The organism is Moraxella sp. FZFQ2102 (genome assembly GCF_024137865.1).
Classification (GTDB): Bacteria; Pseudomonadota; Gammaproteobacteria; order Pseudomonadales; family Moraxellaceae; genus Moraxella.
This window is the reverse complement of the sequence record NZ_CP099960.1, coordinates 1,845,534-1,872,381: the sequence shown is the minus strand read 5'-3', so window position 1 is coordinate 1,872,381 and position 26,848 is coordinate 1,845,534. Positions and strand designations below refer to the sequence as shown.

The 26,848-nt window shown below is 47.5% G+C and carries 20 protein-coding genes and 3 tRNA genes; 14 read left to right on the top strand and 9 right to left on the bottom strand.

The genetic code is table 11. The features are described from left to right. Positions 1–103 precede the first annotated feature (103 nt). The 3 genes from ppc to NGM44_RS08800 all read left to right on the top strand — a co-directional run bounded on the left by ppc (position 104) and on the right by NGM44_RS08800 (position 5,726). Positions 104–2,857 (top strand): phosphoenolpyruvate carboxylase, encoded by a 2,754-nt coding sequence (ppc, locus tag NGM44_RS08810; RefSeq protein ID WP_253223299.1) that lies wholly within the window; start codon positions 104–106, stop codon positions 2,855–2,857. A 65-nt stretch (positions 2,858–2,922) separates the two neighbouring features. Then, on the top strand, positions 2,923–4,239 hold the full coding sequence (locus NGM44_RS08805) for an ArgE/DapE family deacylase (RefSeq protein ID WP_253223298.1): 1,317 nt from the start codon (positions 2,923–2,925) through the stop codon (positions 4,237–4,239). Positions 4,240–4,574: 335 nt separating this feature from the next. Further along, positions 4,575–5,726: an ArgE/DapE family deacylase gene (locus tag NGM44_RS08800; protein WP_253223297.1), complete on the top strand. Its 1,152-nt coding sequence runs from the start codon at positions 4,575–4,577 to the stop codon at positions 5,724–5,726. 85 nt (positions 5,727–5,811) lie between these two features. Here the strand turns inward: NGM44_RS08800 and lolD are convergent, their stop codons facing one another. Beyond that, positions 5,812–6,486 carry a lipoprotein-releasing ABC transporter ATP-binding protein LolD gene (lolD, locus tag NGM44_RS08795; protein WP_253223296.1) on the bottom strand — a complete coding sequence of 225 codons (675 nt, stop codon included), beginning with the start codon at positions 6,484–6,486 and terminating at the stop codon, positions 5,812–5,814. A 9-nt stretch (positions 6,487–6,495) separates the two neighbouring features. Beyond that, positions 6,496–7,740 (bottom strand): lipoprotein-releasing ABC transporter permease subunit, encoded by a 1,245-nt coding sequence (locus tag NGM44_RS08790; RefSeq protein WP_253223295.1) that lies wholly within the window; start codon positions 7,738–7,740, stop codon positions 6,496–6,498. Positions 7,741–7,962: 222 nt separating this feature from the next. Between NGM44_RS08790 and NGM44_RS08785 the strand changes: the two genes are divergently transcribed. After that, positions 7,963–8,928, top strand: a complete 966-nt coding sequence (locus NGM44_RS08785) for a hypothetical protein (protein WP_253223294.1) — start codon at positions 7,963–7,965, stop codon at positions 8,926–8,928. 55 nt (positions 8,929–8,983) lie between these two features. Here the strand turns inward: NGM44_RS08785 and NGM44_RS08780 are convergent, their stop codons facing one another. After that, positions 8,984–9,373, bottom strand: coding sequence for an ArsC/Spx/MgsR family protein (locus NGM44_RS08780; protein ID WP_253223293.1), 390 nt, complete (start codon positions 9,371–9,373; stop codon positions 8,984–8,986). Between the two features lie 120 nt (positions 9,374–9,493). On the opposite strand from NGM44_RS08780, the gene leuS reads away from it, so the two are divergent. The 10 genes from leuS (at position 9,494) to NGM44_RS08730 (ending at position 19,475) form a co-directional block, all read left to right on the top strand. Then, positions 9,494–12,124, top strand: a complete 2,631-nt coding sequence (gene leuS, locus NGM44_RS08775; RefSeq protein WP_253223292.1) for a leucine--tRNA ligase — start codon at positions 9,494–9,496, stop codon at positions 12,122–12,124. Next, positions 12,124–12,639, top strand: coding sequence for a hypothetical protein (locus NGM44_RS08770; protein ID WP_253223291.1), 516 nt, complete (start codon positions 12,124–12,126; stop codon positions 12,637–12,639). Before leuS ends, NGM44_RS08770 begins: the two co-directional genes overlap by 1 nt. Next, a complete protein-coding gene (gene holA / locus NGM44_RS08765) occupies positions 12,639–13,658 on the top strand; it encodes a DNA polymerase III subunit delta (protein ID WP_253223290.1) in 1,020 nt (339 codons plus the stop codon). The genes NGM44_RS08770 and holA overlap by 1 nt, the downstream gene beginning before the upstream one ends. Before the next feature lie 428 nt (positions 13,659–14,086). Further along, positions 14,087–15,421: an efflux RND transporter periplasmic adaptor subunit gene (locus NGM44_RS08760; RefSeq protein WP_253223289.1), complete on the top strand. Its 1,335-nt coding sequence runs from the start codon at positions 14,087–14,089 to the stop codon at positions 15,419–15,421. Between the two features lie 8 nt (positions 15,422–15,429). Next, positions 15,430–17,463: a MacB family efflux pump subunit gene (locus NGM44_RS08755; RefSeq protein WP_371923485.1), complete on the top strand. Its 2,034-nt coding sequence runs from the start codon at positions 15,430–15,432 to the stop codon at positions 17,461–17,463. 109 nt (positions 17,464–17,572) lie between these two features. After that, positions 17,573–18,478 (top strand): 1,4-dihydroxy-2-naphthoate polyprenyltransferase, encoded by a 906-nt coding sequence (locus NGM44_RS08750; protein ID WP_253223288.1) that lies wholly within the window; start codon positions 17,573–17,575, stop codon positions 18,476–18,478. Between the two features lie 164 nt (positions 18,479–18,642). Further along, positions 18,643–18,718, top strand: a tRNA-Lys gene (locus NGM44_RS08745). A 20-nt stretch (positions 18,719–18,738) separates the two neighbouring features. Next, positions 18,739–18,814 (top strand) — tRNA-Lys (locus NGM44_RS08740). A 4-nt stretch (positions 18,815–18,818) separates the two neighbouring features. After that, positions 18,819–18,894 (top strand) — tRNA-Asn (locus NGM44_RS08735). A 275-nt stretch (positions 18,895–19,169) separates the two neighbouring features. Further along, positions 19,170–19,475 (top strand): CopG family transcriptional regulator, encoded by a 306-nt coding sequence (locus tag NGM44_RS08730; protein ID WP_253223287.1) that lies wholly within the window; start codon positions 19,170–19,172, stop codon positions 19,473–19,475. A 107-nt stretch (positions 19,476–19,582) separates the two neighbouring features. On the opposite strand, the gene sppA is transcribed toward NGM44_RS08730, so the two are convergent. The 6 genes from sppA to kdsA form a co-directional block, all read right to left on the bottom strand. Next, positions 19,583–20,605 carry a signal peptide peptidase SppA gene (sppA, locus tag NGM44_RS08725; protein WP_253223286.1) on the bottom strand — a complete coding sequence of 341 codons (1,023 nt, stop codon included), beginning with the start codon at positions 20,603–20,605 and terminating at the stop codon, positions 19,583–19,585. Between the two features lie 94 nt (positions 20,606–20,699). Then, positions 20,700–23,273 (bottom strand): ComEC/Rec2 family competence protein, encoded by a 2,574-nt coding sequence (locus tag NGM44_RS08720; RefSeq protein ID WP_253223285.1) that lies wholly within the window; start codon positions 23,271–23,273, stop codon positions 20,700–20,702. A 28-nt stretch (positions 23,274–23,301) separates the two neighbouring features. Continuing rightward, positions 23,302–24,036, bottom strand: a complete 735-nt coding sequence (gene ispD / locus NGM44_RS08715) for a 2-C-methyl-D-erythritol 4-phosphate cytidylyltransferase (RefSeq protein WP_253223284.1) — start codon at positions 24,034–24,036, stop codon at positions 23,302–23,304. A gap of 99 nt (positions 24,037–24,135) precedes the next feature. After that, positions 24,136–24,555 (bottom strand): septum formation initiator family protein, encoded by a 420-nt coding sequence (locus tag NGM44_RS08710; protein WP_253223283.1) that lies wholly within the window; start codon positions 24,553–24,555, stop codon positions 24,136–24,138. Positions 24,556–24,558: 3 nt separating this feature from the next. Beyond that, on the bottom strand, positions 24,559–25,872 hold the full coding sequence (gene eno, locus NGM44_RS08705) for a phosphopyruvate hydratase (RefSeq protein ID WP_253223282.1): 1,314 nt from the start codon (positions 25,870–25,872) through the stop codon (positions 24,559–24,561). 65 nt (positions 25,873–25,937) lie between these two features. Further along, positions 25,938–26,801, bottom strand: coding sequence for a 3-deoxy-8-phosphooctulonate synthase (gene kdsA / locus NGM44_RS08700; protein ID WP_253223281.1), 864 nt, complete (start codon positions 26,799–26,801; stop codon positions 25,938–25,940). Positions 26,802–26,848: the final 47 nt, after the last annotated feature.

Below are 26,848 nucleotides of genomic sequence, written 5' to 3'. Positions count from 1 at the left end.
CAAACTGGTGTAATATGCCATAAAGTATGAATAAATTTTCTTTAGATAAGTTTTGTTTATTAATAATGTAAACCATGTAATTTTGCATGATAAGGAAACCACCATGAGCAGCAAAAAATCCAACCAAAACACACCTGCTGAGTTTCTCGACCAAGAAAAAGACCTACCACTGATCGCCGATACTGAGCTATTAAGCCGCGCGCTACTTGATGTGCTTGAAGAGCAGACTTCGCCGATCGTCGCTGAGACCATTCATCAGCTGATCGAAGGTGGCAACCCTGAAACCGTGATCAAAAAAGCCCTGCCGAAGCTCAACAGCCGCCAAACCGAAAACCTAATCCGCGCCTGCAGTCTATTTGCGCAAGTATTAAATATCGCTGAAGATCATCACCATGCGCGCCGTCGCCAAAGCTATGAAGCACAAGATTTAACGCCGAATTCATCAAGCTTTGCAGGGGTATTAAACCAAATCGAAAACAGCGGCATTACTCCATCACAGCTACAAAGCGAATTAAACAAAATCAATATCAGCGCTGTAATGACCGCACACCCAACCGAAGTACAGCGTCAAAGCGTGCTAAAGCTTCATCGCCAAATCCGCGCGCTATTGACCGATTTTCAATTCGCGGTCGGCTATCAAAAACAAAAACTCACCAACCAAATCAAAACCGTGCTGCTATCCCTATGGCAGACCAATGAGACGCGCCCGTTTAAGCTCAATGTCTCTGATGAGATCATCAATGGCGTGGCGTATTTTGATTTAAGTTTTTTCCAAGCCTTGCCACGTCTGTATGCGCGCCTAGGTCATCAGCTGAATGAAGCTTATCCACAGACCATCTTGCCTGATGTCATTCGCATCGGTGGCTGGATCGGTGGCGACCGTGATGGCAACCCTTTTGTCGATGCTGATACGCTGCGCCAAGCCTTCAAGCGTCAAAGTGCGGCACTGTTTTATTTTTATCGCGATCAATTGGGCGAGCTGTATCAAGAGCTGCCGCTGTCGATTCGCCGTGTGAAAGTCAATGATGATGTGCTTAAGATGGCAGAAAACTCGCCAGAAAAGCTGATTTCACGCGCTGAAGAGCCGTATCGCTTAGCGGTTGCGCTGATCTCTGCGCGTATCGTTGCGAGCAGTAATGCACTGGATCTGGATTATGGTTGTCGCTTTGGTAAGGCGGATGCTTATGCCAATAGCGATGAGTTTTTGGCAGATTTACAAAAACTGCACCGCTCGCTGACCGATAATGGCAGTGAATATCTTGCCCAAGGTCGCTTGACTGATTTAATGCGCGCGGTGAGCTTGTTCGGCTTTTATCTGATGCCACTGGATTTGCGTCAGCACGCGCAGATCCATGCTGAGACGGTGCATGATTTGTTCAAGCACGCCGATTTGGAAGATTATTTGAGCCTATCTGAGACCGCGCGCCAACGCGTGCTACTGCGTGAGCTTGCCACCGCCCGCCCATTGTACAGCCATTATGTCGAGTACGATGAGCAGACCACCAAAGAGCTGAATATTTTCTTGGCAGCGGCAGATATCAAAAATCGCTATGGTGAAGCAGCTATCCAACAAAGCATCATCTCAAACTGCGAAACCATCAGCGATATGCTTGCGCTTGCCTTGATCATGAAAGAGACAGGGCTTTTGAAAGTAGAAAATGGCGTGCCGACATCGCGCGTCAATATTGTGCCATTGTTTGAGACCATCGAAGCACTACAAAACTGCATTGGCGTAATGGATGAGCTACTTGCCAAACCGTGGTATCAAAGCCTGCTCAAAAGCCGCAACAATACCCAAGAAATCATGCTTGGCTATTCTGACAGCAACAAAGATGGCGGCTATGTCACCAGTCAGTGGTCACTGTACCAAGCCGAAGAAAAATTGGTGCAGATTTTTGAGAAACATCAAGTGCAAATGCGCCTATTCCATGGTCGTGGTGGCAGTGTCGGTCGCGGTGGTGGTCCATCATTTGAAGCGATTTTGGCACAGCCTGCAGGCTCGGTGGCAGGTCAAATCCGCATCACTGAACAAGGCGAAGTCATCACTGCCAAGTACGCCGAAGCCAATAATGCCGAGCACAATCTGGAAGTGCTGGTCGCTGCGACGCTCAAAGCTACCGTGCTACCAAATGCGACCATGACGCCTGATTTTGGCTTGATGTCATCGCTGTCTGAACGCGCGTTTAACCATTATCGTGCGCTGATTGAACATCCTGCGTTTATTGATTATTTCTTGCAAACCAGTCCGATTACCGAGATTGCGACGCTGAACATCGGCTCGCGCCCAGCTAGCCGCAAGAGTCTTGCACGCATTCAGGACTTACGCGCCATTCCGTGGGTATTTTCTTGGATGCAAAACCGCTTGATGTTGCCTGCGTGGTATGGCTTTGGTACTGCGATCGAAAGCCTAATCGCTGATGATAATGATCATTTAGAGCAGCTGATCACCCATGCCGATGACAGTGCATTTTTCTACGCGATGCTGTCAAACATGGAGCAGGTGCTTGCCAAGACTGATTTGTCCATCGCCAAGACTTATGTCGAACTTGCCGAAAACCAAGAATCCGCCAAGGCAATCTATGCGATGATCGAAGCAGAATATCAGCGCAGTAAATCAGCCCTGTTAAAGCTGACTGGGCATAAAACTTTGCTTGAAGACAACCGCTCGTTGGCGCGCTCATTGGCACTGCGCCTACCGTATTTGAATGCATTAAACTGGCTACAGGTACTGCTACTCAAAGAACGCCGTGGCGAGCAGTCGCTGGATCGCAGTGATAATTTTGATGATGCTCGATTATTACAGCTGATTCACTTGACCATCAATGGCGTAGCACAGGGTCTGCGAAATACCGGCTGAGCCATTCATCGGCGAAACTTATGGTTTCACCTTTTTTATTTTATAAACCAAAAAAAGAGTATCCTATGTGCGAAACTTTATTAGATCACTTATCTACCGATTTAAATGCCACTAACAATAATAAACCCACCGCTCCGCAGATCAGTAACGAGCAGCGTACAGCATTGACACTGCTGTGCGATTTAATCAAAATTGACAGCCAAAACGATCATGAAGCCAAAGTCGCTCTGCATTTACAGGAATTTTTGGCGTCTTATGGCATCTCATCAGAGCTGGTTGAGTTTTGTAAAGATCGGTCAAGTTTGGTTGCTGAAATTCATCATGGCAATGGTAAGACGCTTGCCATCTCAGGACATATGGATGTGGTGAGTGCTGGTGATGTTAGTCTTTGGACGCATCCGCCATTTTCGGCACATATCGATGATGATGGTGTGCTGTGGGGCCGGGGTGCATCGGATATGAAATCAGGCCTTGCTGCACTGGTGATGGCGATGGTTCATCTGAATGAGACCAAAAACTTCACTGGCACAATCCGCCTGATGGCGACCGTCGGCGAAGAAGTTGGCGAATACGGCTCTCAGCAGCTGACCAAGCTTGGTTATATGGATGATGTCGATGGCTTACTGATTGCTGAGCCTTGCAATGTCGGCATCATCCATGCCCACAAAGGCTCGCTGAATTATAAAGTCATCGCCAAAGGGGTCGCTGCACACTCATCGATGCCTGAGCTTGGCAATAACGCCATCGAGCAGCTGAACGCCGCCATGATGCAGATCACTGCCGATATTCGCACCAAGGCTGATGCCATCACCAATCCACTACTTGGCAATACCCTGCATAATATCACGCTCATCCAAGGCGGCACGCAGGTAAATTCCATTCCAGATCATGCCGAATTTGAAGCCAATGCCCGCACCATCCCTGAGTATGATAACCAAGCGGTAATCCATGACATCCAAGCCATCATCGATACGCTGAACGCCCAAGACGGCTATGAGCTAAGTCTAATCATCACCGCCGATCAGCCGCCTGTATACGCCGCACCAGATTCACCCTTGATTTGCAGCATCATCGATACCACCCAAGATCTGCCAAGATTGCAAGTGCCTTATCTACTAGATAGCATGGGTCAAGTACTGAACCAAGACTTAAGCACCCTTGCCAAAAGATTCCCCAAGGGACTTGCGCCGATCACAGCATCAGGTACGACCGATGCGGCACAGTTTTTGCGCCATCATAATGATGTGGATTTGGCGGTTTATGGGCCAGGTATCCCGATGCTGAACCATAAAATCGATGAGCGGATCAATATCGGACAGTATTTTGATTTTATCGATGCATATCAAGCAATCATTACCAATTACTTAAATAGCAAATCGTAATCTTGGTCATGCATATTGATCTGATTGATTTTGCCATGCATCGATGCGTGCATGGCTTTTTTTGACCCTGTGGTCAAAGTTTGGATAAGCGCTCACCTTGCAAACTTGCCATCAACGCTGTAATGTATGCTCATACCATACAATGGAGTGTACCATAAAAGCCTTGATGTCATTGATGCTAGCAACAGGATTGCTATTTGGGACGCCTGCTTTGGCAAGTACCAAGCCAACTTATGATCCCATCACTAACGAATCCATCCGTATTTTGCGAGATATAATCCAAATTCCATCAAAAAAACAACCATGAAGCCCAGGTTGCTGAGTATCTGCGTGATGTGCTGAAATCGCACGGCATTCAGGCGACTTTGGTTCCCTATGCGCCTGGTCGCAGCAATCTGATCGCCGAGATCCGTAATGGCAAGGGTAAAACGCTTGCCATCTCAGGACACATGGATGTCGTTGATGCTGGCAACCCTGCCGAGTGGACGCATCCACCGTTTTCGGCGCACATTGATGACGATGGTGTGCTGTGGGGTCGGGGTGCATCGGATATGAAGTCAGGATTGTCGGCACTGGTAATGGCGATGATTCGGCTGAATGAGACCAAAAATTTTACTGGTACGATTCGACTGATCGCCACCGTCGGCGAAGAGATTGGTGAACTTGGTGCAAATCAGCTCACTACCCTTGGCTACATGGATGATGTCGATGGCCTACTGATTGCCGAGCCAAGTAATGTCGGCATCATTCATGCACACAAAGGATCGCTGAATTATAAAGTCATCGCCAAAGGAGTTGCTGCACATTCATCTATGCCTACCGTAGGAAAAAATGCCATCGACGCACTCACGCTAGCGATGACGACCATCAATGGCGAGCTACAACAAAAATTCAATACCGCTGATAACGCCATACTTGGCAAAGGATTTAGCAATGTCACTTTGATTAAAGGTGGCAATCAAATCAATTCCATCCCAGACCATGCGGAATATCAAGCCAATGCTCGCACCGTGCCTGAATTTGATAATCAAGCAGTGATTGCCGAAATTCAACGCATCATTGATCAACTCAACAGCGAACAAAAACTCAATCTCTCCTTAGAAGTCACCGCCGATCTGCCGCCAGTAGAAGCCAAAGCATCATCACCACTGATCGATGCCATCATCGACACAGTCAAGGATCAGCCCTCACTTGGGGTGTCGGCGCAGTTCGATCTGATGCAGTCTGTACTTAAGCAAGATCTGAGTGCTGCCAAGCAGCGATTTGGCAAAACACAAATCTCACCGATGGCCGTCTCAGGCACGACGGATGCGGCGCAGTTTTTGCGACATCGTGATGACATAGACCTAGCCATCTATGGGCCAGGTATTCCAATGCTCAATCATAAGGTTGATGAGCGGGTGCCACTTGAGCAGTATTTGGCATTTATTGATGTCTATGAGCAGGTCATCAGTCGGTACCTGACGCCTAGTACCGCATCCAAATAATCCAAGCCTGGCAACACAAAAGGCAGAAAACGAATTTCTGCCTTTTGTCATTTTGCACTTTTATTATGAGTCATTTAATCTAGCATTATGCCCATTGACCACTTTTCATCTCAAGAATCTTATCAGCACGGGCAGCCAACTGTCTATCATGCGTCACCATCAGTAGTGCCATGCCGATGGATGATTGCAATTCGGTCAATAGCTCAAACACCGCAGTGGCATTTTCATCATCCAAATTGCCTGTCGGCTCATCTGCCAAGACCAATGCAGGTTCAGTGACCAAAGCACGAGCGATCGCCACACGCTGACGCTCACCACCAGACAGCTCACTTGGGCGATGATGCAGGCGATGACCCAGCCCCACACGCTCAAGCAATGCATTGGCACGGCGTTCAGCTTCTTTGATGCTGACATCAGCTCGCATCAGTAGTGGCATGGCGACATTTTCGGTGGCGCTAAATTCAGCGAGTAGATGGTGAAACTGATACACAAAGCCTAGATGCTGATTGCGTAGCTCGCCACGGCGTGTCTCATTGAGCTGATTTAGGCAGACGCCTTTTAGCCAGACTTCGCCTGTGGTTGGTGTATCAAGCCCGCCAAGCAAGTGCAGCAGTGTCGATTTGCCCGAGCCACTACTACCGACGATGGCGATGCGCTCGCCTGCATGGACAGTGAGATCCAGCCCTGCCAGTACGGTGGTTTTGATTTTGCCTTCGTCATAGACTTTGCTGATGTTTTTGGCTTCTAGAATAATACTCATCACGCCCCCTTATTCATAGCGCAAAGTCTGCGCAGGCTCGATACGAGATGCTCGTAGCGCAGGATATACCGTCATCAAAAAGCTCAGTAAGAACGACGCGGTCATGATCATCACCACATCCAGCACTTGCACTTCTGATGGTAAAAAGTCCACAGGATACACACTGCCGTCAAACAAACTAACACCAAACACACTGCTGATACCGACGACGATGTCATTGACAAATACCGCCAAAGTCACCCCAAGTGCCGTTCCCACGACCGTACCAATCACGCCGATGATCATACCTTGTACCATAAATACTTGCATGATAAGCTTGGGCGATGCACCGAAGGTCTTTAAAATAGCAATATCTGATTTTTTGTCAGTGACAAGCATCACAAGGCTTGAGACGATATTAAAGGCAGCGACGACGACGATTAAAAATAGCAATAAGCCAATCATCGCTTTTTCCATCTGGATCGCACCGAACAAGCTGCCATGCGTCTGCGTCCAGTCCGTGCTATGTAGGCGCATCGGATCAATATTGACCGCATTATTTGCCACTTTTGGTGCGGTGAAAATATCATCAAGCTTCATGCGCAAACCCTGCGCCCCTTCAGGCAGCCTAAGCATCACACCAGCATCACGCATCTGCACAAAGCCCATCACATCATCGATCTCTTTATTGATATGGAATACGCCAACCAAGGTAAAACGCTTAAAGCGCGGAATCACCCCTGCTGCCGATGGCGTGGCTTCTGGCAGTACCAAGGTGACTTGATCGCCCAGTTGTAACCCCATCGAATACACCATCGACTCACCAAGCACAATGCCGAACTCACCTGCTTTTAGATTATCAATACTGCCTGCGGTCATGTGCTCATCGACGATCGAGACTTGCTTTTCGTATTCAGGTTCAATGCCCGTCACCATAATGCCAGCCACCTGCCCTTGCGCGGTGAGCATCCCTTGTAGCTGAATAAATGGCGCGATTGCTTGCACATCTTTATTTTCGGTTTTGATACGCTCAGCCAAAGGCTGCCAGTCACTGATGATATCCGATGACATCACTGCCGCCTGCGGAATCATGCCTAGGATGCGCGATTTGATTTCGCGATCAAAGCCATTCATCACCGACAACACCGTGATCAGCACCGCCACACCCAGCGTAAGCCCAATCATCGAGATCAGGGAAATGAAAGAAATAAAACCGTTTTTGCGCTTTGCCTTAGTATATCTAAGCCCAATAAACAGCGCCAAAGGACGAAACATAGATTTTTCCACTTAAGTAAATAATCCGATTAGTTTAGCATTTTTTCACCCAAACACCAACAAAAGCCTCGCCAAAGCCTGATAATTTACCAATTTTTATACCATTGGGAGAATTGACAGCAAATTTTTTACCGCATTTGTCTTGGCGAAAATCACCATATTTAGGCTTGATATTTTTGTGCTTATCCCCATGTAAGGGACAATTGTCACTGAGAATTTATCATGAGCACTCAAACTTTTAAGTTTCACTACTCACCTGAAACCACTCCAGTTAAGATCGATTTGCCTTGTGATGTCAATGCCAGTCACGGCGATCATTGGGCGATTTTGACCGATGATATCGCAGGGGATGTCCCGACTTGGCTGCAGTCGATGCTGGATAAAGCAACCTTGCCACATGGTCTAAGCCGCCAAAACAGCGAAAATAACAGCAAGCTTTTACTTGGCATGAATGACACTTGTCATATCAAACAAATCTTAACCATGTCTGAAGGCAAGCCACAAGCATTCATCAATGCTTTCCCTGCGGTACACAGCCCATACGGTATGACTTGCCAAATCGATCGCATCATCCGCTGTGATTCGACATCGGATGCGATTTTGTGCCTAAGCACCCCAGATGGCGCGACCGTCTATGCTTTCGATCAGCTGTATGCCGCCAATCGCACCGACTATCGCACACCGAAGAAATACTATGTTAATTTCAGTGCGTGGGCGTACCACATCGAGCCGAGTAACCAAGACGAAACCATCTTGGTCGAAGATCAAGAAGCCATCCGCCATCATCGCGCCTTTAATGACATCGTCGCCAAAAACAACGGCAAAATCCCTGATGACATCGATGAGAAAATCCGCGCATGGCAACCTGAAGACAGTGGCGAGCTTGCCCCTGTTGAGATCAATCTTGGGCATATGTGCGCGTATCTGTACGGCGAAACTTTCGGTCAAGAAGATGAAGCCTGGTGTCAAGGTCAGGTCTTAGGCAAATCGCACACGCAGTTTTTTGATAAAGACATCACCTTATTTGATGTGGTGATCCTGCGCGAGCCTGATGCTGATCCATTCGTCGTGCGCATCGCTGCGGTGAGTAATGACACCACCGATGGCATTCAAGTGCATGATTATATCCAAGCCAATATTTGGCTACAATGCGCCATCTATGCGGATAATCAAAAGCAGGTGAAATAAGCCGAGCAAAAAAGCCATCGCGATGATGGCTTTTTTGTTGATAAAAGTTTAAAAATCACCCAAACACCGCTTGGTATTCTGCATCATCAAAGCCAATCACCGCGACTGCCTTACCATCTTTATCGCCGATGATGACTGGGCGTTTTAATAAGCTTTGATTGTCCTTAGCAATCTCATACAGCTTCGCGATGTTCTCATCACTTGGATTGCCGATGGCATCATCGATCAGCGCTTTGGTTGCATCGTCAAATTTACGGTAGGTTGTGCCTTTTTTATTCACCACTTTATCCGCGCCAAACTTGGTAATAAACTCCGCAAAAGTCTTGCCATCGAGTACTGATTTTTTATAATCGAAAAACTCATAAGCCACGCCAAGCTCGCCCAATTTATCAAAGGCTTTTTTCATGGTATTGCAATTTTTGATGCCATAAACCGTGATTGTCATCACATCCCCCAAAGTTTTTTGGTTAAATTTGGCAAATTATAGCAAATTCTTGGCATTTTTCGGTATAATACGATGTTATTTTTCACAATTTAATTTTAATTTGCTATTTTGGATAAAGACATGAAAATTTCTTTAGAAAATTATGATTTTGCCAGCATCGAAAGCCAGTTGCAAGCCCAATGGGATAATGACAAACGCTATCACACCACCAACGAGCCAAGCGATAAACCAACTCGCTATATGCTGTCAATGTTCCCTTATCCAAGTGGCAAACTACATATGGGTCATGTGCGTAACTATGCCATCACCGATGTGCTAAGCCGTTATTATCGCCAAAAAGGCTATGATGTCATGCAGCCGATGGGCTGGGATGCGTTCGGTCTGCCTGCCGAAAACGCCGCCATCGCCAATGCGGTCGCCCCTGCCAAGTGGACCTTCCAAAACATCGATAATATGCGTGAGCAGCTAAAGGCGTTGGGTCTGTCGATTGACTGGTCTCGTGAATTTGCCACCTGTACGCCTGAATATTATCGCTGGGAGCAGTGGCTGTTTTTACAACTCTACAAAAAAGGCTTGGTGTACAAAAAACTTGCCACCGTAAACTGGGATCCTGTGGATAATACCGTCCTTGCCAATGAGCAAGTGGTGGATGGTCGTGGCTGGCGCTCAGGTGCGATTGTCGAAAAACGCGACATCCCGATGTACTATTTTAAGATCACCGACTATGCTGATGAGCTACTTGATGACCTAAAAACCCTAGAAGGTCATTGGCCAAAACAAGTACTATCAATGCAGCACAACTGGATTGGCAAAAGCCGTGGTATGGAGCTGGATTTTGCTTATCATATCGATGGTAATGACGATGTACTGCGTGTATTCACCACTCGCCCTGACACCGTGATGGGCGTCAGCTATCTAGCTGTAGCTGCTGAGCATCCTTTGGCACAATACGCTGCCAAGCAAAACGAAGCGATTGCACAGTTTTGTGCCGAATGCAAACAAGGCTCGGTGGCAGAAGCCGACCTTGCCAAAGCCGAAAAAGTCGGCATGGATACTGGTCTATTTGCCACCCACCCAATCACTGGCGAAAATGTCCCTGTCTGGGTCGCCAACTATGTACTGATGAGCTACGGCTCAGGCGCAGTAATGGGCGTTCCTGCGCATGATGAGCGTGATTTTGAATTTGCCAATAAATACAACCTGCCAATCACCCAAGTCATTGACTTCAAAGACAAACAAGGTCAATACGACAGCCGTGAGTGGCAAGAATGGTACGGCGACAAAGACACAGGCTACTGCATCAACTCAGGCGTACTTGACGGTCTATCATCAGCTGATGCCACCGCCAAAGTCGAAGAAATCGTCAGTGCCAAAAATCTTGGCAAAGCCACCATTCAATATCGCCTGCGTGACTGGGGCGTGAGCCGTCAGCGTTATTGGGGCTGCCCAATTCCGATGGTGAACTGCGAATACTGCGGTACTGTCCCTGTCGATGAAGCAGATTTGCCAGTGGTGCTACCGACCGATGTCATCCCTGACGGTCGTGGTAATCCACTCAAAAATATGCCAGAATTCATCAACTGCACCTGCCCAAAATGCGGTCAGCCTGCCGAGCGTGAGACAGATACTTTTGATACTTTTGTGGAGTCTAGCTGGTATGCACAGCGTTTTGCCAGCCCACATGACGACACACAAATGATTGACCGTGCTGCAGCTGACAAATGGCTGCCTGTGGATCAGTATGTTGGTGGTGTTGAGCACGCTGTCCTACATTTGCTATACGCACGCTTCTTCCACAAGGTGATGCGTGATGAAGGCTTAGTGAGCGGTGATGAGCCATTTGCCAATCTACTTGCCCAAGGTATGGTACTGGCTGGTACTTATTATCGTGAAAATTCCGATGGCTCAAAGTCATACTATTTCCCACATGAGATCGACCTTGTGATGAATGGTACTGAAGTCAGTGGCGCGACGCTCAAAGCTGATGGCGAACCTGTCATCATCGGCAAAATCGAAAAGATGAGTAAATCTAAAAACAACGGTGTCGATCCCCAAGAAATCATTGAGCAATACGGTGCGGACACAGTGCGTCTATACACACTATTCACCGCCCCTGCTGATCAGACACTAGAATGGTCAGATTCAGCACTCAAAGGCCCGCATAACTTTGTCAAAAAAGTATGGCGTACCGTTGGCGAACATATTGATGCCATTAGTGATAAAACCATTGGCGATATCGATAAAGCCAATTTATCAAAAGCTGCCAAAGACCTACGCCGTAAGACACACGAAACCATCGCCAAAATTGATGTCAGCCTAGGTGAGCATTTGGCACTAAATACGCCAGTCTCTAGTCTGATGGAGCTGTGCAATGAGATCGCAAGCTTTGAAGTAGTAAATGATAATGAGCTAGCAGTACGCCACGAAGCCATCCATGCTTTGCTTGCCATGCTGTCACTATACGCACCACACGTCGGTGAGTATCTATTAACCCAACTTGGTGTGGACACTCGTACAGTCACTTATCCAGCTCTGGATGAATCAGCACTGGTGAATGACACCATCACAATGGTTGTACAGGTCAATGGTAAAGTACGCGGCAAAATGGAAGTTGCTGTTGGCACCGATAATGATACGCTAATCCGTGAAGCCAAAGCACTAGAAGGTGTTGCCAAGTTCATCACCGGCGAAATCAAAAAAGAAATCGTCGTGCCAAATAAACTGATCAGCTTCGTCGTAACAGGTAGCTAATGAAAGCCAATAACCTAATCCGTGCAAGCCTACTTGCGGTGAGTGTCTTTTCACTGACCGCTTGTGGCTTTGCACTGCGTGGCGTGGGGACTAACAGCCAACAGCTTGCCCCTGCCTATCATCAAGTCACCATCAGCACTGCCGATGACCCAACGGCATATGCGTTCAAATACAAGCTTGAAACGCGTCTGTCTCAGCTTGGCGTCAATAGCACAAGTGATGCCGCTCAGCAGATTCGCATTGATAATTTGCGCTATCGCCGCTATGAACTGCTTGGGATTTTGACCGAAGTGCGTCTATTATTGATGGCGGATGTCACTTATCAAGTCGATGGCAAGACCCACAGCTATCCGATCCAAGTCGAGCGCAGTTATCAGTACAACCAAGGTACTGTCGCCACCAGCGATCAGCAAGGCGAACAAGCGCAAAACTGGCTGCAAAATAACTTAGCCGAGCGCATCGCCGAGCAGTATTACGCGCTTGCCACACAGTCAGGCAGCAAGGGTACACCCTAGTGCAGCAACGCTTTTTGGCGATTTTACAGTCACTTGCCAAGACCCCTGCTGTCAGTGGCTTGTGGCTTGCGCATTCTGATGAACCATTGACCTTGCAGTGGCTCATTGATGCCTGCCGTCCCAGTTGGCGCGCGCATCATCAAGTCATCAAGCGTATTGAGCTTGGCAGCCCTAAGCAGTGGCAAGAAGTCATCAATGAACTTGGCAGTCTGTCACTGTTTGATGATGCCAGTGCCATCATCGTGACAGGTAAGCATAAACCGGATGCTGCTGCCCTTGCCGAGCTTGAGCAATTCGCCCAAGACATCAAAGATGGTCAAAGTCGGAACCATTTGATTTGGCTTTTACCCAAGCAAGACAAAAAAGCGCAAGCCACCAAAGCTGTAAAGCTGTTTGAGACGCATGGCACGCTGATCGATGCCAATGTCTATAACGAAAATCAGCGGCAAGAAATCCTAGCCTTTAAAGCACAGGAACTCTCACTCAGTCTTGACCGTGGTGCATGGCAAGTGCTGATGAGCCATACCGAGCATGATTTATTGAATGCTTATCAGACCTTGTGGCGATTGTCATTTAACCACACCACGCCCAATCAAAGCACGCCGACCGCCATTGATGCTGACACCTTGATGACGCTACTGACCGATGGTGGCAGCTTTAGTGTGTTTGATTTATCCGATGCACTGATTCAGCAAAACGCCACGCAATCTTTAAAAATCCTACACCACCTTAAGCAGACCGACACCGCACCAAGCATCATCCTATGGGCAATTAATAAAGATGTGCAAGCCGTCGCAGGACTGCAAGCAGGCAAAAATCCACAAAGCCTTGGCATTTGGCGCAATAAAGAACACAGCTATCACACACTGTCGCACCATTTATCACCGATGATGATTAATCAGCTGCTGAGCGAGATTTATGCCATTGATAAAAGCATCAAAGGTCTTAGCGATGATAATACTTGGCGGCAATTTGAACGGGTTGTGATGATGATTTGCGGTGTGGGTTTGTTAGGGTGATTGGCAATTCATAAAGCACAATCGGCAGCGCAGGGTGCGTTCCATGCACCATTAAAATACCCTATGCATCAATTTCGCAAAATTTTTGCAAATTTTATCATAAAAATCAAATATCTATGATAAATTGGCGCGCGGGACACACCCCAAATTTTTTTTAATTTTTTAACACCCTACTTATAAAAATTTATAAATTAAACCACCACCCCAACCCTAAATTTACAAAAATACAACATTTCACTACATAAGTTACATTCGTTCAAATTTTTCTCTAAATAAAAATTGTTATCATTCACACGGATTAATTTTAACAATACGACGATAAAACGGTCATTTTATCATCAAAATAAGATGTGCAAATAAGCACAAGCTTGAAATACGCCAAACTTATCTTTTGATTGATCAGACCATGCATTGACCCAAGTAATTTTATGACTTCTAGCAAACCTGTTCGCAAACCGATCAAGCTCACCCCGTATATCAAATGGATCGTCTTAGCCATTATCCTTGCGATATTGGCTTTTTTTGGTTATAAAAAGCTAAACCCTGACCCTATCGCCCCTGAATATCTCACCACTACCGTCAAAAAAGGCGACATTGAAAACACCGTATTGGCATCAGGCAAAATCAAAGCCATCGAAACGGTTGATGTTGGCGCGCAGGTCTCTGGTGAAATCGTGCGTCTGTATGTCGATGTCGGCGATCATGTCAAAAAAGGCGATGTCATCGCACAGATCAGCCAAGTCGAGCAAAAAAATGTCGTCTCCAATGCCGAAGCCAGCCTTGCTCAAGCACAGTCTAAACTCAATCAAGCACGCGGTGATCTTGCCAGTCGCGAAGGTGATGTCGTCAGTGCCAAAGCCACGATTGCCACGCGGCAAGCTGAGCTAAAAAAAGCCGAACAAAGCTTTAACCGCTTAGCAGGATTGATCGACATCGATGCCATCAGCCGCGAAGAATACGACGATGCGCGCACGACATTGGACATTGCCAAAGCCAATCTTGCTGCCGCACAAGCCAGCTATAATAACGCGCTCACCGAAGTGAGCAACGCACGCCTTGCCATCGACAGCCAACAAGCCGCCATCACCAAAGCGCGCAATGATGTCGTCACCGCCCAAGAAGATTTGCGCTATACCACCATCACCGCACCAATGGACGGCACAATCGTCTCAGTCAGCCAAAAACAAGGCACCACCGTCAATGCCAATCAATCAGCGCCGACCATCGTCACCCTAGCCGACCTAAGCCGCGTGCGTATCAATGCGCAGATCTCAGAAGCGGATGTCGTGAACATCACGCCAAATATGCCAGCGCGCTTTAATATCATTGGCAATCCTGACATTCAATACGATGCCATGCTACGCGGTATCGAGCCTGCACCTGAGACCATCAGCAGCACGAGCAGTACTGACAGCGCGGTGTATTATATCGGCTATCTGGATGTGGATAATCATGAAGGTAAATTTCGCGTCGATATGACCGCGCAAGTCAATATCATCATCAATGCTGCGCGCGATGTACTGATCGTACCATCATCAGCACTGATCGAACAAGACGGCAAAACCATGGTGCGTATCCTAGGCGAAGATGGCTTTGCCAAACCTGTAGAAGTCAGTGTCGGCATCAATAACCGCGTCAATGCTGAAATCACATCAGGGCTAAAAGATGGCGACACCATCATCATCGGCGAACAAAGCAGCGATAATGGCAGCGGCAATAACAGTGACAATAATCGCCGCGGCAATGCACCGCGCTTGATGTAGGTGATGGCATGACGGATATTTCCAATAAACAGCCATCAGAACCAATGCTTGCAAATCAATCGCCACCAGATAAAGTACCATTGATCGAAGTGCGTGATTTGGTGCGTGATTTTCCTGCAGGCGATAGCAGCATTCGCATTTTGCACGGGATTAACCTGACACTATACCAAGGCGAGATGGTCGCCATCATCGGTCAGTCAGGCTCGGGCAAATCAACCCTGATGAATATCTTAGGCTGCCTTGATAAAGCAAGTGGTGGACAGTATCGCATCTTTGGGCGCGCGGTCGATGAGATGGACACCGAAGAGCTGGCACGCCTGCGCCGCGAACATTTTGGGTTTATTTTTCAGCGCTATCATCTGCTTGGTGACATCGATGCTTTGGATAATGTCACGGTGCCTGCTGTCTATGCAGGGATGGATACCGTTAAGCGTAAAGAGCGTGCCGCGCAATTGCTTGGCGAATTGGGACTGGGCGAAAAACTACACAACCGCCCCAATCAACTCTCAGGCGGTCAGCAGCAGCGTGTTTCTATCGCGCGTGCTTTGATGAATGGCGGTGACATCATCCTTGCTGATGAGCCGACAGGTGCGCTTGATAGTCACTCAGGCATCGAAGTGATGAAAATCTTGCACAAGCTCAAAGATCGCGGACACACCATCATCATGGTTACTCACGATCCGAAGCTTGCCAGTGAAGCTGAGCGCGTGATCGAATTAAAAGACGGTCAAGTGATCAATGATTATTATACCGATCACGCCAAAGTACGCACGCCAAGTACGCACGATGATCATAGCCGTGAAAAATCGGTGAGTAAAAACGCCCTATTGGGATTTTTTGACCGCTTAACCGAAGCCTTTAAGATGTCGATCTACGCGATGAAAGCGCACAAAATGCGCACCTTACTCACCATGCTTGGCATCATCATCGGTATCGCATCGGTGGTATCGGTGGTCGGTCTAGGACAAGGCTCACAACAAAAAATCCTAGCCGACATCAATCAGCTGGGCACAAACACCATCACCGTCATCGACGGCTATCCCTTTGGCGATCCGCGCCGCCGCTATGGACATGACAATCTCACCACCGCCGATGCCGATGCCGTCGCCGCACAGCCATATGCCAAAAGCGTCAGCCCCCAAGTAGATAGCAATGTCACCGCACGCTACAAGAACATCGAAGCCACCGCCAGCGTCAGTGGCGTGGGCAAAGATTATCTGACTGTCACTGGTGAAAAACTGGTGATGGGGCAAGGTTTTAGTAGTCAAAATATCAATGATCTCACCCAAGACATCATCCTTGATAATAACGCTTATCAAACCTTTTTTAATGGTCAAGGCAATCCGATTGGCGAAATCATCTTGGTTGGCAATGTACCAGGGCAAGTGGTTGGCGTTTTATCAAGCAAAAACACGAGCTTTGGACGCGTCAATAACACGCCACAGCTGTATATGCCCTACAACACCGTCATGCACCGTATGCTTGGCAAGAGTTTTATTGATCGCTTCGTGGTGCTGATCGATGAAAGTACGCCATCAAAAGTCGCCGAAACCGCCATCAGTGATCTGATCAAAGCACGGCACGGCACCGATGATTTTAATATCATGAATACCGATTCCATCCGTCAGACGGTCGAATCCACCACAGGCACGATGACCTTGCTGGTATCGTCCATTGCCATCATCTCGCTGATCGTCGGCGGCATCGGCGTGATGAATATCATGCTTGTATCTGTCACCGAACGCACCAGCGAAATCGGTGTGCGCATGGCGGTCGGCGCGCGCCAAAGCGACATCATGCAGCAGTTTTTGATCGAAGCGATTTTGGTGTGCTTACTTGGTGGTATCTTGGGCGTTGCGCTTGCTTTTGGTATTGGTGAGCTGATTAATAAATTTGCTGGCGGGAATTTTAGCGTCGTATATTCGACCTTATCCATCGTCGCAGCTTTTATCTGCTCAACACTGATTGGCGTGGTCTTTGGCTTCTTACCTGCGCGCAGTGCATCACAGCTAAATCCTGTGGATGCGTTAAGCCACAACTAACCCAAACAGCCGATGATGCACACAGCTATCATCGGTTTTTTATTGCAATCTTAAATATCGCTTTATACAATACAAGTATCATTCAAATCATCATTACAAACCAAAACCCATGCCGAATCCTTGGATCATCACCGCTCGCCCAAAGACTTTGCCCGTCGCTGCTTCCAGTATCATCACGGGCAGTGCGCTGGCATTTTGGCAAGACGCATTTGAGCCAACCATTGCATTATTATGCTTAGTCACGACGCTCCTTTTGCAGATTTTATCAAACTTTGCCAATGATTATGGCGATCACCAAAAAGGCAGTGACACCGCCGAGCGCATCGGACCTGTGCGCTCCATTCAGACAGGCAGCATTGACAGTCATGCCTTGCGCCGAGCACTGATGGTGGTGATTGCGCTGTGTGTCATCTCTGGCAGTACTTTACTGTTGGTGGCGGTACAAAGTATGGTGGATTTGTTGATATTTTTAACCCTAGGCTTGTGTGCCATCATTGCAGCGATCGCCTATACTATGGGCGCACGACCCTATGGCTATCGCGGACTTGGCGATGTGTCGGTGCTGATATTTTTTGGTATATTGGGCGTTGGTGGCAGTTTTTATTTACAGACACATATCATCACACCGCTGATTTTTCTGCCTGCCATTGCCACAGGATTGCTGGCTGCTGCTGTGTTAAATATCAATAACTTACGCGATATTGAGCAAGACTATCAAGCAGGCAAACTCACCCTTGCTGTCAAGCTTGGCGCGCATAATGCACGCCATTATCACGCACTGCTACTCATTTTGTCGCTCTGCCTAGATGCTACCTTTGTATTGATAACAGACGGCTCGCTGTGGCGATGGCTATTTATGCTTAGTATTCTGCTACTTTATTGCCATCTGCGTGCTGTGTATCACTGCCAAAGCCCGCTTGAATTGCGCCCACTACTTGCACAAATGGCGATTTTGACGCTTATTTTTAATGGCTTGTTCAGCTTGGGTTTGATCTTGGATAAAATTTTTGGCTAAAATCTGACTACCAAAACCCTTGCTGCATAAGGCTTTGGCAGATCATTTTGATAAAATCGCAAATTTTTTGAATTTTTTGCAAAATAATGCTTGCAATCATAAAAATTATGCGTATAATATGCACCACATTAGCGATACGGAGTACCGTATCCGACTAGATAAATGGGTCGTTAGCTCAGTTGGTAGAGCAGTTGACTTTTAATCAATTGGTCGCAGGTTCGAATCCTGCACGACCCACCATTTATCCTAGTATCGCTAACGGGTCGTTAGCTCAGTTGGTAGAGCAGTTGACTTTTAATCAATTGGTCGCAGGTTCGAATCCTGCACGACCCACCATCATTCCCCAATAGCTCAGTCGGTAGAGCATCGGACTGTTAATCCGTGTGTCCCTGGTTCGAGCCCAGGTTGGGGAGCCATATTTGAGAAGCCCTTGGTAATTTACCCAGGGCTTTTTCTTATGTGAGATTTACAAGATAGCGATTAATTATGATCACAAGTATGCAGATTGTACATGCATAGTCAAACAAATTTAAAAATAAAGCAAGGAAAACGAGCGAAGTTGCACAAGTAGCACTACGAGTGAGTTTGACGCAGTATTATTTTAAAGTTGGCAGACTATCAGTTTGACAAGTGTCTTCATCATGTTATAATCATCAACAATCAATTCCAAGACATTATCAAGGGACGACCCATGCTACCCCCACATATCAAAAATCGCTATTCTGATCATCCGCAGGTCATCATGCGCCCTGTGCATCTGCGCCTGTCTGAAGAGATCATCAAGCATCTAGAAGAGACCGCCAGCGTGCATGGTTTTAATCGCATTCAAGGCTTGATTCGTCTGTATATCCGCCAAGGACTTGACCGCGATAACAGCAACTACAGCCTTGCCAATGATGTGCTATTCATCGAAAAACTGCGCAAAAAAGGCGTCAGCCAAAAAATCATCGATGAAGCACTGAACGATGTCAATGGCAAATGCGATTTGGAAAAGTGATTGAAAAGCAATTTAGAATATTGATTAATATTCCACCAAATTTAGCCCATAAAAAATCCGCGTATTATAAATAAGCGGATTTTTTATGATTAGGCTTTTTACAAAACTTACTTCAGCTCAGCGCTCGGCTCGCCAAAGCTGAGTTTTACACCTTCACCCAGCCCTTTGCCAATTTGTACCCCGAAGCGATCAAAAAACTTATTCATCGGATCGATGTAGGTATAATCAACCGTGTCAAGCTCAAGCTGTTTTTTCAATTGGCTAATGCCGCCAGTTTTATCAGCCAGTCCCAATTTCACCGCTTCATTACCATTCCAAAATAACCCTGTAAATAGCTGATTTTGTTCAGGATTTTTAAGTTTATTACCACGACCTTGTTTAACAGCATTGATGAAGTTTTGGTGCGTGTCGTCCAGCAGTTTTTGGACATGGGCTTGTTCTGTCGCAGTCATCTCGCGGCTCATACTCAAGATATCCTTGTACTCGCCTGCAGTCATGGTGCGATCTTGTACGCCCACTTTACGCATCAGCTCTTCGACATTGTAGCCTGACATGATCACGCCGATTGAGCCGACCAAGCTTGATGGATTAACCCAAATCTCATCGGCAGCCGACGCGATATAATATGCACCCGACGCGCCGACATCGCCGATAATGGCATAGAGTTTTTTGTCTGGATTTTCTTTGCGCAGATCCATCACCATTTGCCAAATCTCATCTGACTGCACTGGTGAACCACCTGGTGAATTGATGTTCAGCACCACGGCTTTGGCTTGGCTATTGTCAAACGCATCTTGCAAGGCGTCATTGATATTCGCTGCATTGGTGTCGCTATCACTGCTGATCGCACCTGTGACATCAATCATGGCAATGTGTGGCTCGCCAACGCCCACACGCTCAAGCGATGTCGATGATGCGCTGCAACCATAGCCAAGCGCAATGATGATAAACAGCAAATACACAAAGGTCAATAGTTTAAAGAAAATACCCCAACGGCGGCTGGATTTTTGCTCTTCGATACTGGCAAGCAAGGTCTTTTCAAGCAGTCGCCATTCTTGCCCTGTGCTTGGCGGTGTCAGCTCGCTTTTTGGCAGATTGTCAGATTTATTTGGATTTGGTGGCCATGCCATAATGTTTATCCCAATGAAAATTCATGCTACATTCTACCGCAAAATACACTCAAACGGTAGAAAAAGATACGCTGAAAAATCCATACAACATCAATTACGGCGATAACTGCATCTGCTGTGCTTGCTTGTCTTGCAAAGCATCAGGCATGGTCTCGGTCGCATTCAGTAGTAATCGTGGGCGAGTGCTTTTTGTCAAATCCAAATTAAGATCTGTTACGCACATCATCTGCCACAGCTGCCAAAGTATCGGTGCTTGACTGGTCGCGGTGATCAGCTGCACCCCTTGCTCATACTGCATCGGCGTATTATCAGGCGCATCATCGTAACGATCAAGCTCATCGACGGCAATCATACCATCTTGAGCACGAGTATCGGTCAGCTCAAACGGTAGCTTACTGTCAATCTCAAGCTCACAATGCCACACACGCTGATCGTCAATCTGCCGCCACCCTGTCAGGGTGCGGATCGCAAGATGATCACTTTGCCAGTTCAGCCCTGCAACGCAAGTGTCGTGATGTAGATGCGGCAGTGGCTCGTGCTGCCCTGCTTGCCAATACCGCCCCACTGCCACGCGCTCATTGATGGCGGCGACAGCAGGGACGAACAATGCACTTGGACTTTGGACGATGATACCATCAAGCCCACCTTGTGCCACACCTTGAGCAAATAGCTGATCAATCAGTCGCTGTATCTGCATATCACTAAGCTTATTCGCCTCTTGGTCAGATAAAATCAGCCATCGTGAAAGCTTGCCATCAGCATACGATTGCAGCAGCCATTGCGTGGTTTTTGGTGCGCCATCAAGGATGATGAGTTCTGTTTTTGGCGTAATGCGTCCGATACTCACCAAAATCAACGCCGTCATGATAATCACAAGCAGCGATCGCGGCACTACATTGGGCAGCAGCCAAATTACAACCGCCATCACACACAGCGCAAAGCCCGCCATGCCAAACGGTGCATACAGCCACGCACTGACACCACCCCACTGATCCACCAAAGCTACTTCAAGCAGCTGATGCAAAAACCACAAAATCTGCGATGACACCGCCCATAACAGATCTGCTGCCCAAGGCATGATGGCAAATAACACCCCTGCAAGCAAATTAATCGGCACAATCACCATGCCAAATAAGCCGATAGCAAATAAATTCACCACCAAGCCCCATAGCGACACCTTGCCAAACAGCAGCAAGCTGATCGGCAGCATACTGATAAATAGCCATGCTTGCAGCTTTGCCAATTGCACAAATCTCCGCCACCATGACTGCGTGCGCAAGCTGCCGCCATCACTCTGTGTCTCATCAAGCCCATAACGCGCAAGGATAATAACTGCCACGAACGACAGCCAAAACCCTGCTTGCCACAATACAAAAGGATCTAGCCAAATCATCACCAGCGCCGTAATCGCCACCGCTGACACCACCCCAATCGGCAATGCCAAATAGCGCACCAGCCATACGACGACAAGCATATACACCGTACGCACCGCAGGCACTTCAAAGCCTGTAAAAACAGCATAAATCAACCCTACTGCGACCATCACCGCCATCTTGATCTGCCATCTGGGCACGCGCTGATAGATGCGCAGTGCAGCACGATCAAGCACGCCAACCACCATCGCCGACAGTAGTACCGCTAAGAACAGCACATGCGTACCCGAAATAGCAAGCAGGTGCGAAATCCCTGCCAGTTGATACAGCTGCTTGGTCGGATTATCAATCAGCGCACGATCGCCAGTAAGCAGGCTTAAAGTCACGGCGCGCGCCTGCGCTTGATCCGTGCTGTATGCTTGCCAATCTTGATAAAAATGCGCACGCAATCGCGCTCGATATTGCTCAAGCGCAAGACGAAACTTGACAAAGATACCGTTTGGTAAATCCTGAACAGGCTCACCCACCGCCAAAATCTGCGCATTGGCATGGACATGGCGTGTCGTTAGCCACTCTGCAACATCAAAGCCATTGGCGCTGCTTTTGGTATCGATCGGCGTGATCAGCAAAGCCATCGGCACACGATCACCGACAGTTATTTTGCCTAAAGCGGATAAATCACTTTTGGCAAATGCTGGATTGGCATGTAGCATGACAGTCATGTCATTTAGTGCATCGACATCATCACTGTGCGTATCGGTATCCGTGTGCAGATTGACATCATCACCACCAAATGGATTATGCACCGTCAGCAATCGCCCGCTACTGGTGGCATCGTCCAGCTTAACATCATCAATGCGCGCCACTTGGCGAAAACTACGCTCAAGCACTGGATCGTACACGCCATCACTCAGCTGCTCGATATGCACTGTGGCAGTGATGATATGGCGCGATTGGGGCAGCTTGGCTTGATAAGCATCAAATGCAACCATCGTCCGAAAAGCAAACAGCACAATGATGGCGATCATCAGCCCAGTTTTAGCAAGCTTTAATAAATGCTTCTGCCCGATTTTTAGATAAAAAGATTTGGATAAATCTGATGAGTAATAAGAAGGGTTGAAATTTGAAAGTTTAACAAAAATAAATAGCAGCAATAATAAAATTAGCGTAAGCCCCAAAGTGCCACTGCCTGTGCCAAGCTGCGATACCAAATCAGCATCGAGCATAAAGCCATCCATCACGCCAAGCACCGTCAAGGATACCAGCGTAATCAGTACAAACAGCCAGACACTCATGCCAATTTATCCCGCACTCACGCTATCATTAGCCATGCTGCGCTTGATGTGCCAAAATCATCGTCAATAGCGGCAAATCATCAGGATAAGTCAGCTTGATATTCATCTTTGATGCTGGGATAATTTTCACCATTTTACCAAGAGATTCATAAGCACTGGCTTCATCAGTAATGACAAGCTTGTGCGTCGCTACATGATCAAGTACCGTGATCAGCCCACCTAAGTGAAACACCTGCGGCGTCAGTGCTTGCCACAGCCCATCACGACTAACGGTTTCAAGGATTTTGCCATCATGTGCGCGCTTTAGCGTATCGACCACAGGACTTGCCAAGATCAACGCATCGGCTGCATCCTGCCCTTGATCAATCTGCTCAATCGCATCAATCAATCGCGATAAATCAGCCATCGGTAAGCACGGACGCGCCGCATCATGAATCAGCACCCATGCATTATCAGCCACGCCACGCGCCTTTAGAGACATTAGCCCTGCCTGCACCGACTGCCAACGCTCATCACCGCCTAGCGTGCGATAAATCGGCTTATTACAGCGATCAGTGATTTGCCGCACCGCCTGATCTGCATACACATCATCTGCCGCCAGTACAAAGGTTAAATCACTAATGCGCGGTTCATTGACTGCAAGCGCACTATGCACCAACACAGGTAGATCATTGATCTGTAGGTACTGCTTTGGGCGATCAGCACCAAAGCGCGCGCCCTTGCCAGCGGCGACCATCAAGGCATGGATAGTTGGGGTGTTCATGGTGAATTACTCATAATAAAAATCGCCAAACGAAAGTTGACGATTTTTGGGGAAATTTGGTCGGTGTAAAAGCTTATCAAAGCTCACACCATCCACGCATTAAGGGGCGACAGCTTCAGGCACAGCATCGACCGCTTCCACCTGATCTTCAGCACTCGGTGCTACCTGCCGACTGTAGGTAATCGGCGCATTCGACAGCTGCATGAACACTTCACCTTGCTTGATCAAACCAAGCTCAAGGCGCGCATGCTCTTCAATTGCCGACAGCCCTGATTTCAGATCTTGTACATCAGCCACTAGGATACTGTTTGTGTACATCTGCTCTTCGATCAGTCGCTGACGATCCTTAAGATCAAGCTCAAGCTTTTGCAAATTGACATGACCATATTCGCCATACCAATATTGATACTGTAGCATCGCAAGCACCACAGACGCAAAGACAATAGCGATTAGATAGCCGATGTTATTGCCAATGCGTCGCTTAGGTGCATAAGTCAAACTCTGTGTACTCTTTGCCATCTCTTAGCCGCGCAGACCGATAAACTCTTCGCGACCGCGGTAAGCAGCGCTCACTTGCTCTTCGATACGAAGCAGTTGGTTGTACTTGGCGACACGGTCAGAACGGCATAGCGAGCCTGTCTTGATTTGACCTGCTGCTGTACCCACTGCCAAATCAGCGATAGTTGAGTCTTCAGTTTCACCTGAGCGATGGCTGATGACGGTCGCATAGCCGTTTTGCTTAGCCAGATAAATCGCATCTAGGGTTTCTGATAGCGTACCGATTTGGTTGAATTTGATCAAAATCGCGTTGGCGATGTTTTTATCTATACCTTCTTGTAGGATTTTTGGATTGGTAACAAATAGGTCATCACCAACCAACTGAACTTTTTTGCCCAGTTGCTGAGTCAAATATGCCCAACCTTCCCAGTCGCTTTCATCCAAGCCGTCTTCAATTGAGATGATTGGGTATTGGTTGCACAGACCAGTCAAATAGTCGCTAAAACCTTGGCTGTCAAAGGCTTTGTTGCCTTCGCCTGCTAGGATATATTGACCATTTTTATAAAACTCAGACGATGCACAGTCTAGTGCTAGGAAGATATCTTGACCTGCTTTATAGCCCGCTTTATCAATCGCTTGCATGATCACAGTGATCGCTTCTTCGTTTGAGCGCAAGTTTGGTGCAAAACCACCTTCATCACCAACCGCAGTGTTCAGACCTTGTGCTTTTAGCACTGATTTTAGGCTGTGGAAAATCTCAGTACCTGCGCGCAATGCTTCAGAGAATGAACTAAAACCAACCGGCTCAATCATAAACTCTTGGATATCAACAGTATTATCCGCGTGCGCACCGCCATTTAGGATGTTCATCATCGGTACTGGCATGGTCAATGCAGTCTGACCACGCAGATTGGCGATGTATTGATGTAGCGGCAAGTTTTGAGCCAGTGCAGCAGCTTTTGCCGCAGCCAACGACACAGCAAGCATGGCATTCGCACCCATATTGCCTTTATTCTCAGTGCCATCAAGCTCGATTAGGATATTATCAATACCTTGTTGATCTGTGACATCTTTATCTAATAGCGCACTGCGGATTTGGCTATTGGCATTGGCGACAGCTTTTTTGACACCCTTGCCTAGATAACGGCTTTCGCCATCGCGCAGCTCTAGGGCTTCACGCGAACCTGTTGATGCACCACTTGGCGCAGCGGCACGACCACAGATGCCATTGGCAAGAATCACATCCGCTTCGATGGTTGGGTTACCACGAGAATCTAGGATTTCGCGCGCGCGAATGTCTTTGATTTCAATTTGGTTTTTGGTCTCTTCAGCGTACATAGTCACTCCTTTAATCAGTTATCAATCGCCAGTTGGCATAAAAATTAGTACAATTAAATATTTGCTTATTTGGTGTCAAGCACCGCAAAGCCCTTGACCAAGTCATCAAGCTGCTTGATCTGTGTCAAGAATGGCTCAAGTTGGCTTAGTCGCAGCGCACTTGGACCGTCGCACTTGGCAAGATCAGGATCTGGATGCGCTTCTAAGAACAGCCCTGCTAATCCTGTTGCCATACCTGCACGCGCCAAAGTGGTGATTTGGCTTCGACGACCGCCTGCACTGTCCGCGCGACCGCCCGGCTCTTGTAGTGCGTGCGTGACATCAAAGAATACAGGCACATTCATCGCTTTCATGGTGTCAAAGCCAAGCATATCAACGATCAGGTTGTTATAACCGAACGCAGAACCACGCTCACATAGAATGATTTGATCATTGCCTGCTTCTAGGCATTTATTGATGATATGACGCATCTCATGTGGTGCTAGAAACTGTGCTTTTTTGACATTGATCACCTTACCTGTGCGCGCAATAGCACTGACCAGATCAGTTTGGCGCGACAAGAACGCAGGCAGTTGCAGCACATCAGCGACTTTCGCCACTGGTGCAGCTTGGTATGGCTCGTGCACATCAGTGATGATTGGCACATTATAAGCTTCTTTGATGTCATTAAGCCATGTCAAACCCGTCTCTAGACTTGGACCACGGAATGAATGCAGGCTTGAGCGGTTGGCTTTATCAAAGCTTGCCTTAAAGACATAGCCAATGCCTAGTCGTGTACAAATGTCGATGTACTGCTCAGCGATTTCGAATGCCAATTCACGGCTTTCTAGCACATTCATGCCGCCAAACAGAACAAATGGTTTGTCGTTGGCGATCTCGATGCCGCTGACAGTGACCGTAGATTGAGCAACGGTAAGTGGCTGTGTCATAATGATTACCTTTATTTGCTACCTTAGTAGATGGATTATAGCATTAA